Source organism: Pseudarthrobacter sp. MM222 (assembly GCF_947090775.1).
Classification (GTDB): Bacteria; Actinomycetota; Actinomycetes; order Actinomycetales; family Micrococcaceae; genus Arthrobacter.
Window position 1 is genome coordinate 3,586,663 of sequence record NZ_OX352321.1, and the last position, 15,538, is coordinate 3,602,200.

Genomic DNA, 15,538 nt, shown 5'->3' on the forward strand with positions numbered 1-15,538 from the left:
TGTGGCCGGGGGAACCACGCTGGCAGGCCGCGTCCAGGGCATCGGGCGCGGCTTTGCCGTGACCGCGGCGTTCGGCGCCGCCACGGGTGCCGCCGCAGCCTGTTACGGGCTGTGGGAGAAGAACCAGTTCGTCCTGCGCGAGGAATCCCTGGCCATTCTCCCGCCGGGCCAGAGTCCGATTCGGGTGCTGCACCTCAGCGATATCCACTTCGTGCCGGGCCAACGCCGGAAGGCCGGGTGGCTCGCCTCGCTGGCGGATCTGAAGCCCGATCTCGTCGTCAACACCGGGGACAACCTTAGCCACGTCAAGGCGGTGGAACCCCTGCTGCAGGCGCTGCAGCCCCTGATGGAGTTTCCGGGCGTCTTTGTGCCCGGGTCCAACGACTACTTCGGCCCGCAACTCAAGAACCCCGCTTCCTACCTGCGCGGGCCGTCCGGTGAGCGCCAGAACCCGGTCGAGCTGGACTGGCCGCGGCTGCGCTCCGGCTTCGGAATGGGCGGCTGGGTGGACCTCACCAACCGGTCCCAGTCCATGGTCATCAGGGGCCTGCGCGTCGATTTCTCCGGCGTGGACGATCCGCACCTGGGCCTCGAGCGCTACGCGGGCTGGCCGCGCGGCACCAAGGGCCAAGACGCCTCAGCGCACCTGCGCGTCGCCGTCGCCCACGCCCCGTATCAGCGCGTCCTGGACCACTTCACCGAGGACGGGGCGGACCTGCTGTTCGCCGGCCACACGCACGGCGGACAGATCTGCCTGCCGGGCTACGGCGCCCTGGTGTCCAACTGTGACCTCCCCACCTGGCGTGCCAAGGGTCTGAACGACTGGCAGAGCAATGGACGCACGACGCCGGTCAACGTCTCCGGCGGCATCGGCACCTCCCGCTTCGCACCGGTCCGCATCGCCTGCCGGCCCGAGGCCGTGCTCCTCACCCTCACGCCCCGCCCCTAAACCCCGCCCCCGGGCTGGGAGCGTGCCCTCCCCCGGGCCCCACGAATGGACATAACGGGAATATGCCCACCCGCGGCCGCCAGGACTGGACATGTCCCCCGCCGCGCCCGGGCCGTGCATTGTGTAGCGTAATAACTGGACGAGATTCTTTTGCCACCTGGTTTCCTGTGAACCGGGTCACCCGATGGCCTAGGGTAGTTGCTACAGGAAACTACATCCAGTTGCGTTAGTAACTTCGCAGGCACGTTTTAAAGAAGCAGGCATGGCCAAGCAGACTCCGTTTTTCTCCTCCATCAGCCGTCTCTACCCCCACATCAGACCCATCTTGCCGCGCCTTGTCCTAGGCCTCCTCTGCGCGCTGCTGGCCAGCGTAGTGGCCCTGACGATCCCGCAGGTGCTCCGGGTCCTGGTCAATGAATCCCTCCGCCCGGGCGGGAGCACGGACGCGGTCTGGATCGCCTCCCTCGTGATCCTGGGCCTGGGGGTCGCCGAGGCGGGCCTTGTAGCGCTGCGGCGGCAGTTCGTGATCAATCCGGCCACCACGGTCGAGACCCGGATGCGGGTGTCCCTCTATGGCCAGCTCCAGGACCTCACGGTGTCCTTCCATGACCGCTGGGGATCTGGACAACTGCTCTCCCGCGCCATGACCGACCTGAACTTCCTGCGCCGCTGGATGGCCTTCGGCGCAATTATGCTCGTGGTCACCACCCTGACCGTCACGATCGGCGTCGTCGTGATGTTCTCGATGAGCTGGCAGCTGGCCCTGATCTTCCTGGCCGCCGCGGTGCCGATCATGATCTATGGCTTCCGCTTCCGCACCCACTACAGCAAGGTGGCCCGCCGCAGCCAGGACCAGGCCGGGGACCTCGCCACCACGGTCGAGGAGTCCGTGCACGGCATTCGTGTGCTCAAGGCCTTCGGCCGCAGCCGGGAGGCGCTGGAGAACTTCAATGAACAGGCCGAGGAGCTCCGCCAGACCGAGATCGCCAAGGCCAAGCACCTGGCCGTCTTCAGCCTGGTGGTCACCCTGCTGCCCGAACTGGCCCTCGGCGCCGGGCTCGTCGTCGGCGTGCTGCTGGCATCCACCGGGGAACTCAGCATCGGTGCGCTCGTGGCGTTCTTCGCCACCGCCGCCGTGATCGCGGCTCCGGTGGAGTTCTGCGGCATGCTGCTGGCCATGGCGCTGACGGCAAAGACCGCCATAGACCGCCATTTCGAGGTCATGGATTCGGTCAACACCATCACCAGCCCCCAGGACCCCCGCCGCCCCGCCGAGCTCCAGGGCGCCCTAAGCTTCCGCAACGCTGCCTTCGCCTTCGAGGACGCCGCCGACAAGCCGATTCTCAAGGACATCAGCCTGGACATCCACCCGGGCGAGACCATGGCGCTCGTCGGCATCACGGGCAGCGGCAAGAGCGCCCTGCTCCAGCTGGTCCCCCGGCTCTTCGAGGTCACGTCCGGCTCCATCACGATCGACGGCGTGGACCTGCGCGAATTCAGCGTGGAGGAACTGCGGACCGTCGTCGCCGTGGCCTTCGAGGACACCACCCTGTTTTCCAGTTCGGTCCGGGACAACGTGCTGCTCGGTGCCCCCGGCACCGCTTCCGAAGCGCACCGCGAGGAGGCCCTCGAGGAGGCGCTCGACGTCGCCCAGGCCCACTTCGCCTATTCCCTCCCCCGCGGGCTGGACACACTAATCGGCGAGGAGGGGCTCAGCCTTTCCGGCGGCCAGCGCCAGCGCATCGCCCTGGCCCGCGCCATCGCCGCCCGGCCGAAGGTGCTGGTCCTCGACGACCCGCTCTCTGCCCTGGACGTCAACACGGAGGAACTCGTCGAGCACCGGCTGCGGGAGGTCCTCGCGGACACGACCACGCTGATCGTCGCCCATCGCCCGTCCACGGTGGCGCTGGCGGACCGGGTGGCGCTGCTCGAGGACGGCCGAATCACCGCCGTCGGCACCCACGCCGAACTGCTGGCGCAGAACACCCATTACCGCTACGTCATCGCCAGCCTCGACCCCGAACCGCGGGACCTCGACTCCGAACTGTCAGACCTCGACGCCGAGGAGGTTTCCCGATGAGCGCCGCCACCTTCGGCACCGCCAACGAGGACAACGCACACCTGTCCAAGAGCGAGAGCAAGACCGTCCGGCGGCGCTCACTGGCCCTGCTGGGCTCCCTGATCCGCCCGGTCCGGCGCCGCTTCTGGCTGACCATCGCAGCGGTGGTGCTCTCCCAGGCCGCACGCGTGGCCGGACCTGCCCTGATCGCGTTCGGCATCGACCGGGCCCTGCCGGCCCTGCGCGCCGGCGACAATCTCCCGCTGGTGCTCACCGGCGCCGCCTACCTCGCCGCCGCCGTCGCGACGGCGGGGCTCACCGCCCTGTACGTGACCTCGACGGCGAGACTCAGCCAGGGGATGCTGCTGGACCTGCGCGTCCGGGTGTTCCGCCATACCCAGCGGCTTAGCCTGGAGTTCCACGAAAAATACACCTCCGGACGCATCATCGCCCGGCAGACCTCGGACCTTGAGGCACTCCGCGAATTGCTGGACTCGGGGGTAAGTTCGCTCGCGTCCGGGATGCTGTTCATGATGTTTACGGCCGCCACGGTGTTCGCGCTGGACTGGCGCAGCGGGCTGCTGGTGCTGGCGGCGGGCGTGCCGATGTATTTCCTGGCCCGCTGGTACCAGAAGCACTCCCAGATCGCGTTCCGCGAGTCACGCGTGGTCTCCGCCCGGCTGATTGTGCACTTCGTGGAGACCATGACCGGCATCCGCGCGGTCAAGGCCTTCCGCAAGGAACGCGAAAACACCGTCCGCTACACCGAGCTCGCCGAGGACTACCGCAAGGTCACCGTCCGCTCGATCAACCTCAACGGCATCTTCCAGCCCGGCCTGGTGCTGATCGGGAACGTCTGCGTCGCCGTCGTGCTGCTCTTCGGCGGCTTCCGGGTGCTGAGCGGCGACCTCGCCGTCGGCGTGCTGCTGGCCCTGATCCTGTCCACCAAACGTTTCTTCCAGCCGGTCGACCAGATGGCCATGTTCTACAACTCCTTCCAGAGCGCCCAGGCCGCCCTCGAAAAGGTCTCCGGGCTGCTCGAGGAAGTCCCCACCGTCCGCCCGCCCAAGAACCCGGTGGCCCTGCACGATGCGAAGGGCAGCATCGAGTTCCGCGGCGTCGAATTCCGTTACGGGAATGGTCCGGTGATCATCCCGACCATGGACCTGCACATCCCCGCCGGCCAAACCGTGGCCCTGGTGGGCCAGACCGGAGCCGGGAAATCGACGCTCGCCAAACTGATTGCCCGGTTTTACGACGTCTCCTCCGGGTCCCTGCTGCTCGACAGCGTGGACCTGCGCCAGCTCACGACGGCGGATCTGCGGCGCAACGTTGTCATGGTCACCCAGGAGGCGTTCCTGTTCAGCGGCTCCGTGGCGGACAACATCGCCCTGGGCCGCCCCGAGGCGTCGCGGCAGGAGATCGAGGATGCCGCCAGGGCGGTGGGTGCCCACGAGTTCATCGAGGAACTCCCGGAGGGCTATGACACGGACGTCAACAAGCGCGGCGGCCGCGTCTCGGCCGGCCAGCGACAGCTGATCAGCTTCGCCCGGGCCTTCCTCGCGCGTCCGGCCGTGCTGATCCTCGACGAGGCGACGTCCTCGCTGGACATCCCGTCCGAACGGCTCGTTCAGAACGGCCTCGCCCGGCTCCTGCAGGGCATCGGCAGCGACGCCGGCCGGACCGCACTTATCATCGCGCACCGCCTGTCCACGGTCGAGACCGCAGACCGGGTGCTGGTAGTGCACGACGGTCGCGTCGTCGAGGACGGCACCCCGGAGCAACTGATCGGCGGCGGAGGGCGCTTTGCCCAGCTGCACGGAGCCTGGAAAGACTCGCTGGTCTGAGCCCCTTCTCCGGATGCGTCCGGGGCGGACAGCCGGCCGATTTCGCATCCGGGGCACACATCGGATACTCTTGTGAAGTTGCTTTTGTAGCAGCGGATCGGGATGTGGCGCAGCTTGGTAGCGCGCGTCGTTCGGGACGACGAGGTCGCAGGTTCAAATCCTGTCATCCCGACCAATCAAGAAGAGGGTCTTCCAATCGGAAGGCCCTCTTCTTTTGTGTCCCGGGTAGGGCTCCACACAAAAAGAGCCCCGGAGCATGCTTCGCGCATGTCCCGGGGCTCCTCTGCAGGTTCTGCCTACATCGGGTCCGGCCAGTTGCCGATGTCGGGCGAGGACGTCATCGGGTCCGGCCAGTTGCCGATCGCCGAAAGGCTGCCCTTCGAACTCATCGGGTCCGGCCAGTTGCCGATCGCCGAGGTGTGGCCCATGGGATCCGGCCAGTTACCTATGGCACTTACTGACAGCGCCGCCGGGGCCGCCGCGGCGAAAGCCAGGGCACCCGCCAGCAGGGCGCCGGCTGCAATCTTCTTCAACATAGAGATCCTCAATAAGCGTCGGGGTCTTCACCAAGTCAGCACTACCTTGTTGACACACATTGTAAAATGATTTCCACAGAGACTGTCAAGCATTTAGTACAAAGAATGTCCGGAATTAGGAGGTATCCGTGGGGAACGGATTTGGGGAGAAGCTCCGCGCGGAACGGCTGGATCGGGGACTCACGCAGGCGGAACTGGGCCGGGATTTGTACTCGCCCAGCTATATCTCTCTGCTCGAAACCGGACGCCGCGAACCGACCGCTGATGTCATCGAAGAGCTTGCCCGCCGCCTCGAACTTGCTCCCAAGGCCCTGGAGGCCTGGAGCCAACCGGTCTCCGTCAGCGACGCCGAGTACGTGCTGGCCGGGCTGTATGCCCGGCAGGCCTGGGACCTGAGGGACTACCCGCTGGCGGCCACCCACGCCGCCGCAGCGGCCCAGATCGCACTCGAGGCCAAGAACACCAGCGCCTGGTGGAACATGACCTACATGCAGGCGGAATGCCTCATGAAGCAAGGCGAGCTCAAGGAATGCCAGAACCTCGTGCAGCGGCTGCTGGACCACCCCATGGCGGCCGAATCGGCCGGCCTGGGCGTCCGGGCCCGGCAGATGCTGGCTGCCGTCTGCCACGGGCGCGGGGAACTTGCAGTCGCCGTCGCGCACGCCCAGGAAGCGGTGCGGCTGTGCGCGGACCTGCCCAAGGGATCCACCCTCATCATCGGGGCGCTTCGGGCGCTGATCGGGGCGCTGGCCGAAAGCGGGCGGCTGGACGAGGCCTGGCAGTACTGTCAGGACATGAACGCGCAGATGGACGATCATTCGATGACCCAGCTCGCCGGCGAAGTCGCCTGGGTAATCGGGAACGTCGCTTTTATGCGGCACGACTACGCGGAAGGGATCAAGTACCACGAGCGCGCCGCGCAGATGCTCTCCCCCGCGAACGATATCGATCTGTGGGCGCGCTTCAACAAGGCGTCCGCCGCCGTGAGATTGTCCTCGGGCATTGTGGAACCGGAGACGCTGACCTCGATCGAACGCGCCGAGCTGGCGCTTTCCATTGTCGGCGGCAACAGGACGGACCAGCTTGAAGTGGCCTTCATCCGGGCCCGCTGGCTCTACCTGACCGGGGACATTGTCGCGGCAGTCCAGAAGCTGCGCGAGATCCACGCCGAACACGATGCCCTGGCCCGGCACATCGCCGGCGAGGTGGCTCTCCTGCTCGGCAAGGCGCTCAAGGCCGCCGGCGAATCCGATGAGGCCCTGATCTACCTCGACGAGGCGCAGCAGGAGTTCAGCGCAGCCGGAGCCTCGGACCGGGTCCAGCAGGCCCTGGACGCGGTGCTCGAGATCCGGCTGGCGAAGCGCCGTGCCGAGGCGGCCGCCTCGGCGAGCACTTCGCCGAAAAGCTAGCCGAACAGCTAGCTGAACGCCCTTCCGGTGAGCTTCTCGTAGGCCTCGACGTAGCGGCTGCGGGTGCGGGCCACGACGTCGGCCGGCAGCGGAGGCGGGGGCACGTCGGAGGACCTATCCCAGCCGGATTCGGCCGAGGTCAGCCAGTCGCGGACGTACTGCTTGTCGTAGGACGGCTGGGCCTGGCCAGGCTCATAGGTGGCGGCATCCCAGAACCGGGAGGAATCCGGGGTCAGCACCTCATCGCCCAGGGTGATGGCGCCGGTGGCGGCGTCGAAGCCGAACTCCACCTTGGTGTCGGCCAGGATGATGCCGCGGTCCCGGGCGGTTGCTTCGGCCTTTGTATAAATCTCCAGGGTGAGCTCGCGCAGACGCGCCGCGACGTCCTCGCCCACCAGCTGAACGACGGCGTCGTAGGTGATGTTCTCGTCGTGCTCGCCCACCTCAGCCTTGGCGGAGGGGGTGAAGATCGCCGGCTCGAGCCGGGATCCGTCCACGAGGCCCTCCGGCAGCGGGATGCTGCACACGGTGCGCGTCTGCCGGTACTCGGCCAGCCCCGATCCGGTGAGGTAGCCGCGGGCGATGCACTCGACCGGGAACATGTCCAGCTTCTTACAGATCATGGCCCGGCCCGCCACGGCGGCGGGGACGCCGCCGTCGACCGTAGACGCCAGCACATGGTGCTCAACCCCCAGCTGCTCGAACCACCACAGGCTGAGCTGCGTGAGGATGCTGCCCTTGTCCGGGATTTCGCTGGCCAGGACGTGGTCGAAGGCGCTGATCCGGTCGCTCGCCACCACCAGGACGCATTCGTGGCCCGTCCGCTCGGTGATAATCCCATCCTCCGGAACGTACAGGTCGCGGACCTTGCCGGAGTAGACGTGCTTCCAGCCCGGCAGGTCCAGCGTGGCGGTGTCCAGGCCCTTCGACGCGTCGCCGGGCCGGGAGGAGTCGGTGTTGGTCATGCTCAGGCCTTCGCTTTCGTGCTGGCCGCTACGCCGGGCGTCTTGACCTTGATCTCGCCGCGGGCCGCCTTGCCGCCGATGTCGGTGCGGAACTGGCCGCCCTCCAGCTGGACCAGTTCGACGCCGTCGTACGCCCGTTCCCGGGCCTCGACGAGGTCGGTTCCCAGCGCCACCACGGCGAGGACGCGCCCGCCGGCGGACACCACCTTGCCTTCGGCGTCGAGCTTGGTGCCGGCGTGGATGACGTGGACGCCCTCGATGGCTTCAACCTTCTTGAGCCCGCGGATCCGGTCCCCCGTGCGCGGGGCTCCGGGGTAGTTTTCCGCGGCCACGACGACGGCGACGGCGGACTCTTTGGACCAGCGCAGCGGCTGGACCTTGTCCAGTTCGCCCTTCGCGGCGGCCATCAGCAGGCCGCCGAGGGGCGTCTTGAGCCGGGCTAGGACGGCCTGCGTCTCCGGGTCGCCGAAGCGGACGTTGTATTCGATGACGCGGGTGCCGCGGGAGGTGAGGGCCAGGCCGACAAAAAGCACGCCCACGAACGGGGTGCCGCGGTGGGCCATCTGGTTGACGGTGGGCTGGGCGATGCGGTCGAGAACCTCCTCGACGAGGCCTTCGGGGGCCCACTCCAGCGGGGTGTAGGCGCCCATGCCGCCGGTGTTGGGCCCTTCGTCGTTGTCGAAGATGCGCTTGAAGTCCTGGGCCGGGGAGAGCGCCACGGTGTTGCTGCCGTCGCAGAGCACGAACACCGAGACCTCGGGGCCGTCCAGGAATTCCTCAATCACGACGGTCCCGCCGGCATCGAAGCAACTTTGCGCGTGGGCGAGGGCCTCGCCGCGGTCCTGGGTGACCACGACGCCCTTCCCGGCGGCGAGGCCGTCATCCTTCACCACGTAGGGCGCCCCGAAGGTGTCGAGCGCGTCGGCGGCTTCCTCGGCGTTGCCGGCCACGCGCGCCATCGCGGTGGGCACGCCTGCCTCGGCCATGACTTCCTTGGCGAAGGCCTTGGAGGCTTCCAGCTGGGCGGCTGCCTTGCTCGGACCGAACACCGGGATGCCGGCGTCGCGCACGGCATCGGAAACACCCGCGGCGAGCGGCGCCTCGGGTCCGACGACCACGAGGTCAACGGTGAGCTTGGTGGCAAGGGCGGCGACGGCGTCGGGGTCGTTCGCGTCGATCGCGTGCGTGGGGACCAGCTTGCTGATGCCGGCGTTGCCCGGGGCCGCGTGGACCTCGGAAACGTTGGGGTCTGCAAGCAGGGATCGGACAATGGCGTGTTCGCGGCCGCCGGGGCCGATGACGAGTACCTTCACACTTCCCAAGGGTACTTTGTGGACCCGGCAGGCTCCTAAGCTGTGTCCACCACTGGACATGCCCAGCCCCGTGGTCCATGGCCGGAGGGCATGCCCAGTCCTCGGACCGGGCGCGGAACATGTTCATTCCTCACGCCTGCGAGCGCGGAACATGCCCAGTCCTGGCCTCGAGCAATGGACACAATGGCACTATGCCCATCCCTGGGCCCGAGCGGAGGGCATGTCCCGTGCGCCGGCGACAGTGCGGTCCGAGGGCTCGTGCGCGCTCGAACGGATTCTGCTTGGACATGCCCAGTCCCGTGGTCCATGGCCGGAGGGCATGCCGAGTCCTCGTACCGGCCGCGGGACATGTCCAGTCCTCACGCCTGCGAGCGCGGGACATGCCCAGTCCTGGCCGCGAGCAATGGACACAATGGCACTATGTCCATCCCTGGGCGTGAACGGAGAGCATGTCCCGTGGGACGCGGACAATCCGCGGGCCGAGGGCTTGTACGCGCTGGAACGGACGCGCTGGACATGCCCAGTCCTGGCCGCGAGCAATGGACACAATGGCACTATGTCCATCCCTGGGCGCGAGCGGAGAGCATGTTCCGTGGGACGCGGACAATCCGCGGGGCTCGCGGCTACGAACACCCTGTATGAAGAAGCCCAGCATGCAGAACAACACCCGGCAGCCTCGGAAGCAGCGCGGAGGTGCCAACGCGCTGGCCGCGCTGGCAGGTGTGGCCGCCGCCGGCGTCGTCCTGTCCGTGGCGGAACTGATCGGCGCCTTTTTCACGGCACGGGCGACCCCGCTGATCGCCCTCGGCTCGACCTTCATCGACTTCACGCCGCCGTGGATGAAAGACTTCGCGATCGCCACCTTCGGCACGAACGACAAAGCCGCGCTCTTCGTCGGCATGGGAGTGACCATCCTGCTCCTCGCCTGCGTGCTGGGCGTGGTGGCCTACCGCAAGTGGGCGCTGGGCGTCGCCGGGGTGCTGCTGATGGGCGGCGTGATCGTGGCCAGTGTGGTCACTCGGGCCAGCGTCAAGCCGCTTGACGCGGTTCCTTCGCTGATCGGCACTGCCGCCGGCTTGCTCGTGCTCCGGCTCCTGATCACCCGGCTATGGCGGATGCGTGAATGGCCCGACGCGGCCGCGGATGTAGCGGCGAAGGAACCGGACCGGCCCGCCACCAGCCGGCGCGCCTTTTTCGCTGCGACCGGCATCACCGCGGCAGCTTCGGCCATCGCCGCAACCGGCGGCCGACTGCTCAGCGCGGCCCGCAGCAACGTGGCCCAGGCCCGCGAATCCCTGCAGCTGCCCACGCCGGCCAAGGCCGCGCCGCCCGTGCCCGCCGGGGTGCAGTCGAAGGCACCGGGCGTGACGCCGTGGCTGACGCCCAACAAGGATTTCTACCGCATCGACACCGCCCTGAGTGTGCCGGAAATCAACGTCCAGGACTGGGAATTGCGCGTCCACGGGCTGGTGGAGCAGGAGGTCCGGCTCACGTTCCAGGACCTGCTGGACGCGGAACTGATCGAATCCCACGTGAGCCTGACCTGCGTCTCCAACCCGGTCGGCGGCAACCTGGCGGGCAACGCCAAATGGCTCGGCCTGCCCATCCGCGAGGTGCTCAAGATGGCCCGGCCCAAAGAGGGCGCCGACATGGTGCTCTCCACCTCGATCGACGGCTTCAGCGCCTCCACCCCGCTGGAAGTGCTGACGGATGACCGCGACGCCATCCTCGCCATCGGCATGAACGGCGAACCCCTCCCCCTCGAACACGGCTACCCGGTGCGGATGGTGGTCCCCGGCCTGTACGGCTTCGTCTCCGCGACCAAATGGGTGGTGGACCTCGAAGTCACGCGCTTCGCCGACAGCAAGGCCTACTGGACGCAGCGCGGCTGGTCCGAACGCGGACCGATCAAGACCATGGCCCGCATTGAGGTCCCCAAATCCTTCGCACAGGTACCCGCCGGCCGCGTCGCGATCGGCGGCACCGCCTGGGCCCAGACCCGCGGCATCACCAAAGTCGAGGTGCAGATCGACGACGGACCCTGGACCGAGGCGACGCTCTCCGACGAGGCTTCCCTCATCACCTGGCGGCAGTGGTCCTTCGACTGGGAGGCGACCCCCGGCCCGCACTACATCAAGGCCCGAGCAACCGACGGCACCGGCGAAGTCCAGACCGACAAGCGCGCGGATCCGGTCCCCGACGGCGCCTCCGGCTGGCAGTCGGTTATGGTGACCGTGCAATAACGGGAGTATCCCTTGAGGCACCATAGACTGGCCACATGCCCCTGAACTCGCATGCCACATTCACCGTCGAGTCCGCCGTCGAACTGGCTGTCGTTGAACGCAGCGGTTTCGTCGAGTCCCGGCACATCGGCTCCGCCGTCGTGATGGCCGCCGACGGCACCGTCGTCACCGAACTCGGCGACATCACCACCCCGATCTTCGCCCGATCGGCCCTCAAACCGCTGCAGGCCCTGGCATCGATGCAGTCCGGTGTCCCCCTGCGCGGCGCCCAGGTGGCGATTGCCTGCGGCAGTCACGTCGGCTCGCTGGACCACATGGACGTGGTCGAGGGCATGCTGAAGGCCGCCGGGGTCAAGGAAGAACAACTGCAATGTCCGGCCGACTGGCCGCACGACGAGACCGCCAGGAACTGGCTGGTCCACTCCGAGCGGGGCAAGTCGCGGCTGGCGTTCAACTGCTCCGGCAAGCACGCCGCGTTCCTCTGGGCCTGCACCGAGAACGGCTGGGACACCCACAGCTACCTGGAGCCGAACCACCCGCTGCAGCAGCGGATCCGGTCCGTAATCGAGGAGTACTGCGAGGAAAGCATCGCCCACCTCGGGATTGACGGCTGTGGCGCCCCCGTGGCGGCCGTCTCGCTGACCGGACTGGCCCGGGCGTTCTCGAAGCTGGCCAAGTCTCCCGGAGACAAGAACTCCAACGCCCGGGCCGCCACCATCGCCACGTCCATGCTGGACTACCCCTGGGCGGTGCAGGGCCGGGGAGAGTCCAACACCATCGTCATGGACGAGCTCGGCATCCTCGCGAAGGTCGGCGCCGAAGGCGTCCTGGTGATGGCCACCCCGCAGGGCGTCTCCGTTGCTGTCAAAGTCCTCGACGGCAACACCCGGGCCACGACGCTCGTGGCCCTGACCATGCTTGCTGCCGCCGGCGCCGTCGAGATCCCCGAGGTCTCCAGCGTGCTGGAGAAGGTGGTTGACCCTGTGCTGGGTGGCGGCCGCCAGGTTGGCAGGATCCGTCTGGGACGCGCCGTCTCGGCACTGCTGGACTAGACACCGCCGGACTAGGCGCTGCTGAACCGGGCACCGCTCAACTGAACGCTGCCGGACTCAATAAGAGGGATCAAGTGTGGGGGGACTAAGCGTGACGATATTAGGCGGGGCTGGATCCGGTTGGGCTGGAGTCGGCGCGGATAAGCTGGTTGCAGCTGCGGTGGGAACTTGGGCTTACGGGCCCTTGTCGGTCCGTAGGGACGGCGCCCGCTGGGCCTCACGCCCGGGGGCGCGCTCGGGTCCTGCAAGAGATCGGAACAGCATGATGGATGGCAAGAAGCCCCACGCGCGGACGGCCTGGCTGCTCGTGGCTGCCGGCCTCTCAGTGCTGCTGCTGGGCACCGCGATAACAACACAGCTTTTGTCTGCTCCGGGCCGCTCCGCCGGGACAACAGGCGGCGCGGGGCAATCCTCCGCTGTGAGCCCGGGTCAGTCCTCAGGGCAGCTGGCGGTACCGGCGCTGTCCGCGGACGGCAGCCCCCTGAACGGCTCGAAACGGGCGGCCGGCACATTCACGGCAAGCGTCAACGCCCCCGGGAGTGCCACGGTGAAGTTCAAAATGGACGGAACGTACCTCGGCCAGGACAGTACCGCCCCGTACACCTGGCCGGTGCAAACCGGACCGGGAACCCACAAACTCGAAGCCCGCTGGGACGCGGAGGGCGGCAGCAGGGTTGAGGCGACGTTCGAGGTCCTGTCGGGGGGCGCGGCAGCGCCGTCCGTCAGCGCGCCCCCCACCGCTGCAGCGCCACAACCCACGGCGCCCGCCTCCGGCGCCGCCGGCACCGTTTTGGTGGCCACCTCCGCGGAGCTGGCCAGCGCCCTGGCGGCAGCAAAGCCGGGGCAGATCATCCAACTCCGGGACGGACGGTACGGAGGAAAGTTCGTTGCGGCCGCCCCCGGAACGGCGGCTGCCCCCATCACCTTGACCGGCTCCCGAGCCGCCGTTCTGAGCACCGGGTCTATTAAGTCGGGCTACGCACTCCACGTGACGGGAAGCCACTGGCGTGTGTCGGGATTTTCAGTCACGGAATCAGCCAAGGGAATCGTGCTGGACGGATCCACGCATACCGTCCTCAGCAACCTCGACGTCGGCAGGATCGGCGACGAGGCTGTCCATTTCCGCGCCAACAGCGCTGACAGCGCCATCCTGGACTCGGACATCCATGATACGGGGCTCGCCCAGCCCGGATTCGGCGAGGGAATCTACGTGGGCAGCGCCAACAGCAACTGGCGCACGGTCATGGGCTCCGCGTCGCAACCGGACCGTTCGGACCGGGTCCAGATCCGGAACAACCGGATCTCCCGTACCTCTGCCGAAGGTATCGACATCAAGGAAGGCAGCACCGGAGGATTTATCGTTGGCAACACCTTCGCCGAAGCCGGTCTCTCCGGAGCGAACTCCGCGGATTCCTGGATGGATATCAAGGGCAACGGATATACAGTGACCGGCAACTCCGGCACAACGGCCAAACTCGACGCCCTTCAGGTCCACAGCGTCCTGGACGGGTGGGGCCGGGACAATAAGCTGTCCGGGAATACCGTGGTGGGCGGTGTGCCCGGCTACGAGGTGTGGGTGCAGTCCGCGAAACTGGGCAACATCGTCGGATGCAAGGGCAGCGCCGCCGGCCGGGGCCTGACGAACGTCACCTGCTCGCCCTGACCGGACACTGCCGGACCGTTCGGCGTTACCGCCAAACGGGTCCGGCAGTGCCGGCAGCTTCCGCTCACAGCGGAAGGCCGTTGGCGCCGTCGCGCGCGTCCTCCAGTAGCTGCACCGTCCGCGGCTGGTATGGCCGCCCGAGGGCCCGGTATTCCCAGCCTTTGGCCGTGTAGTCGCTGGCATCGAGGGCGTGCCGTCCGTCCACGACCAAGCGCTGGCTTACGAGGGACGCGAGATAGTCCGGATCGGCACGCCGGAACTCTTCCCATTCGGTGAGCAGGGCCACCACGTCCGCATTGGCCACCGCTTCCTCCAGCGAACCCACATAGTTCAGGTCCGGGTAGAGACGGTGCGCATTGGCATTTGCCTCGGGGTCATAGACCGTCACCAGCGCGCCTTCGAGGTACAGCAGCCGGGCGACGTCGAGGGCCGGCGCGTCGCGCACATCGTCCGAGTTGGGCTTGAACGCCGCCCCGAGGGCCGCCACCCGGACACCGGACAGGTCGCCGCCGGCGAGTTCCCGGATCAGGTCCACGGTGCGGATCCGGCGGCGGTTGTTGATTGAATCGACCTCACCGAGGAAGCTGACCGCTTGTCCGACGCCCAGTTCCTCAGCACGGTGCCGGAAAGCCCGGATGTCCTTTGGCAGGCACCCCCCGCCGAAGCCGAGGCCCGGCTTCAGGAACCTCCGGCCGATGCGGTCATCCAGGCTGAGGGCCTGCGCGAGCAGGCTTACGTCTGCACCGGTGGCCTCGCAGACCTCAGCCATGGCATTGATGAAGGAGATCTTCGTGGCGAGGAAGGAGTTGGCCGCGACTTTGACCAGTTCCGCAGTGGGCAGGTCCGCCACGATCAGCGGTGTGTCGGCGGCAAGGATAGGGGCAAAAGCCGCGCGGAGCTGGGCTTCCGCCCAGTCGGACTGCACCCCGAACACAAGCCGGTCCGGGTGGAGGGTGTCCTTGACTGCGAACCCCTCGCGGAGGAACTCCGGGTTCCACGCAAGTTCCAGCTCCGCCCCGATGGGCGAAATCTCCTGGACCATCTTGGTAAGGCGGGCCGCCGTCCCGATCGGGACTGTGGACTTGCCGACGAGCAGTGCCTTCCGTGTGATGCGCGTGGCGAGGGCAGTAAAAGCCGCCTCGACATATCGGAGGTCCGCCGCTGCGGATCCGGCTGCCTGCGGGGTGCCGACGCAGACGAAGTGGACGTCGCCGAACTGCGCCACCTCGTCGAAGTCCGTGGTGAAGTGCAGGCGGCCCGATGCCAGCGCCTCATCGAGTTGTTCGGGGAGTCCCGGTTCGAAGAAGGGGATGCGGCCGGCGCGCAGCGACTCGATCTTGGCCTGGTCCACGTCGGCGCCAAGGACATCGAAGCCCATGATGGCCATGCAGATGGCGTGCGTGGCGCCGAGGTAGCCGGTACCAACGACGCTAACTTTGGGAAGGGGCGGAGGGGTTGACGGAGTGTTGCGCATTTGTTTTCTCTTTTCGTCAGGGAAAGCA

The 15,538-nt window shown here is 67.6% G+C and carries 11 protein-coding genes and 1 tRNA gene; 8 read left to right on the top strand and 4 right to left on the bottom strand.

Annotation, left to right across the window (positions count from 1 at the left end; translation table 11 throughout):
- Nucleotide 1: 1 nt before the first annotated feature.
- The 4 genes from OM977_RS16415 (at nt 2) to OM977_RS16430 (ending at nt 5,030) form a co-directional block, all read left to right on the top strand.
- On the top strand, nt 2-949 hold the full coding sequence (locus tag OM977_RS16415; RefSeq protein ID WP_264354955.1) for a metallophosphoesterase: 948 nt from the start codon (nt 2-4) through the stop codon (nt 947-949).
- A 262-nt stretch (nt 950-1,211) separates the two neighbouring features.
- Nucleotides 1,212-3,029 carry an ABC transporter ATP-binding protein gene (locus OM977_RS16420; RefSeq protein ID WP_264354956.1) on the top strand — a complete coding sequence of 606 codons (1,818 nt, stop codon included), beginning with the start codon at nt 1,212-1,214 and terminating at the stop codon, nt 3,027-3,029.
- Entirely contained in the window at nt 3,026-4,855 is a 1,830-nt protein-coding gene (locus tag OM977_RS16425) for an ABC transporter ATP-binding protein (RefSeq protein WP_264354957.1), read from the top strand. The genes OM977_RS16420 and OM977_RS16425 overlap by 4 nt, the downstream gene beginning before the upstream one ends.
- Before the next feature lie 98 nt (nt 4,856-4,953).
- Nucleotides 4,954-5,030, top strand: a tRNA-Pro gene (locus tag OM977_RS16430).
- A 121-nt stretch (nt 5,031-5,151) separates the two neighbouring features.
- On the opposite strand, the gene OM977_RS16435 is transcribed toward OM977_RS16430, so the two are convergent.
- On the bottom strand, nt 5,152-5,391 hold the full coding sequence (locus tag OM977_RS16435) for a hypothetical protein (RefSeq protein ID WP_264354958.1): 240 nt from the start codon (nt 5,389-5,391) through the stop codon (nt 5,152-5,154).
- A 128-nt stretch (nt 5,392-5,519) separates the two neighbouring features.
- Between OM977_RS16435 and OM977_RS16440 the strand changes: the two genes are divergently transcribed.
- Entirely contained in the window at nt 5,520-6,800 is a 1,281-nt protein-coding gene (locus OM977_RS16440) for a helix-turn-helix domain-containing protein (RefSeq protein ID WP_264354959.1), read from the top strand.
- Between the two features lie 8 nt (nt 6,801-6,808).
- Here OM977_RS16440 and OM977_RS16445 read toward each other — a convergent pair whose 3' ends face one another.
- Complete coding sequence (locus tag OM977_RS16445; protein WP_264354960.1) at nt 6,809-7,765, bottom strand: phosphoribosylaminoimidazolesuccinocarboxamide synthase; 957 nt, start codon at nt 7,763-7,765, stop codon at nt 6,809-6,811.
- Nucleotides 7,766-7,767: 2 nt separating this feature from the next.
- On the bottom strand, nt 7,768-9,078 hold the full coding sequence (gene purD / locus OM977_RS16450; RefSeq protein ID WP_264354961.1) for a phosphoribosylamine--glycine ligase: 1,311 nt from the start codon (nt 9,076-9,078) through the stop codon (nt 7,768-7,770).
- A gap of 653 nt (nt 9,079-9,731) precedes the next feature.
- Between purD and OM977_RS16455 the strand changes: the two genes are divergently transcribed.
- The 3 genes from OM977_RS16455 to OM977_RS16465 all read left to right on the top strand — a co-directional run bounded on the left by OM977_RS16455 (nt 9,732) and on the right by OM977_RS16465 (nt 14,036).
- Nucleotides 9,732-11,321 (top strand): molybdopterin-dependent oxidoreductase, encoded by a 1,590-nt coding sequence (locus OM977_RS16455; RefSeq protein WP_264354962.1) that lies wholly within the window; start codon nt 9,732-9,734, stop codon nt 11,319-11,321.
- Between the two features lie 35 nt (nt 11,322-11,356).
- Nucleotides 11,357-12,373 carry an asparaginase gene (locus OM977_RS16460; protein WP_264354963.1) on the top strand — a complete coding sequence of 339 codons (1,017 nt, stop codon included), beginning with the start codon at nt 11,357-11,359 and terminating at the stop codon, nt 12,371-12,373.
- Nucleotides 12,374-12,635: 262 nt separating this feature from the next.
- Nucleotides 12,636-14,036, top strand: a complete 1,401-nt coding sequence (locus tag OM977_RS16465; RefSeq protein ID WP_264354964.1) for a right-handed parallel beta-helix repeat-containing protein — start codon at nt 12,636-12,638, stop codon at nt 14,034-14,036.
- 64 nt (nt 14,037-14,100) lie between these two features.
- Here the strand turns inward: OM977_RS16465 and OM977_RS16470 are convergent, their stop codons facing one another.
- Complete coding sequence (locus tag OM977_RS16470; RefSeq protein WP_264354965.1) at nt 14,101-15,510, bottom strand: UDP-glucose dehydrogenase family protein; 1,410 nt, start codon at nt 15,508-15,510, stop codon at nt 14,101-14,103.
- Nucleotides 15,511-15,538: the final 28 nt, after the last annotated feature.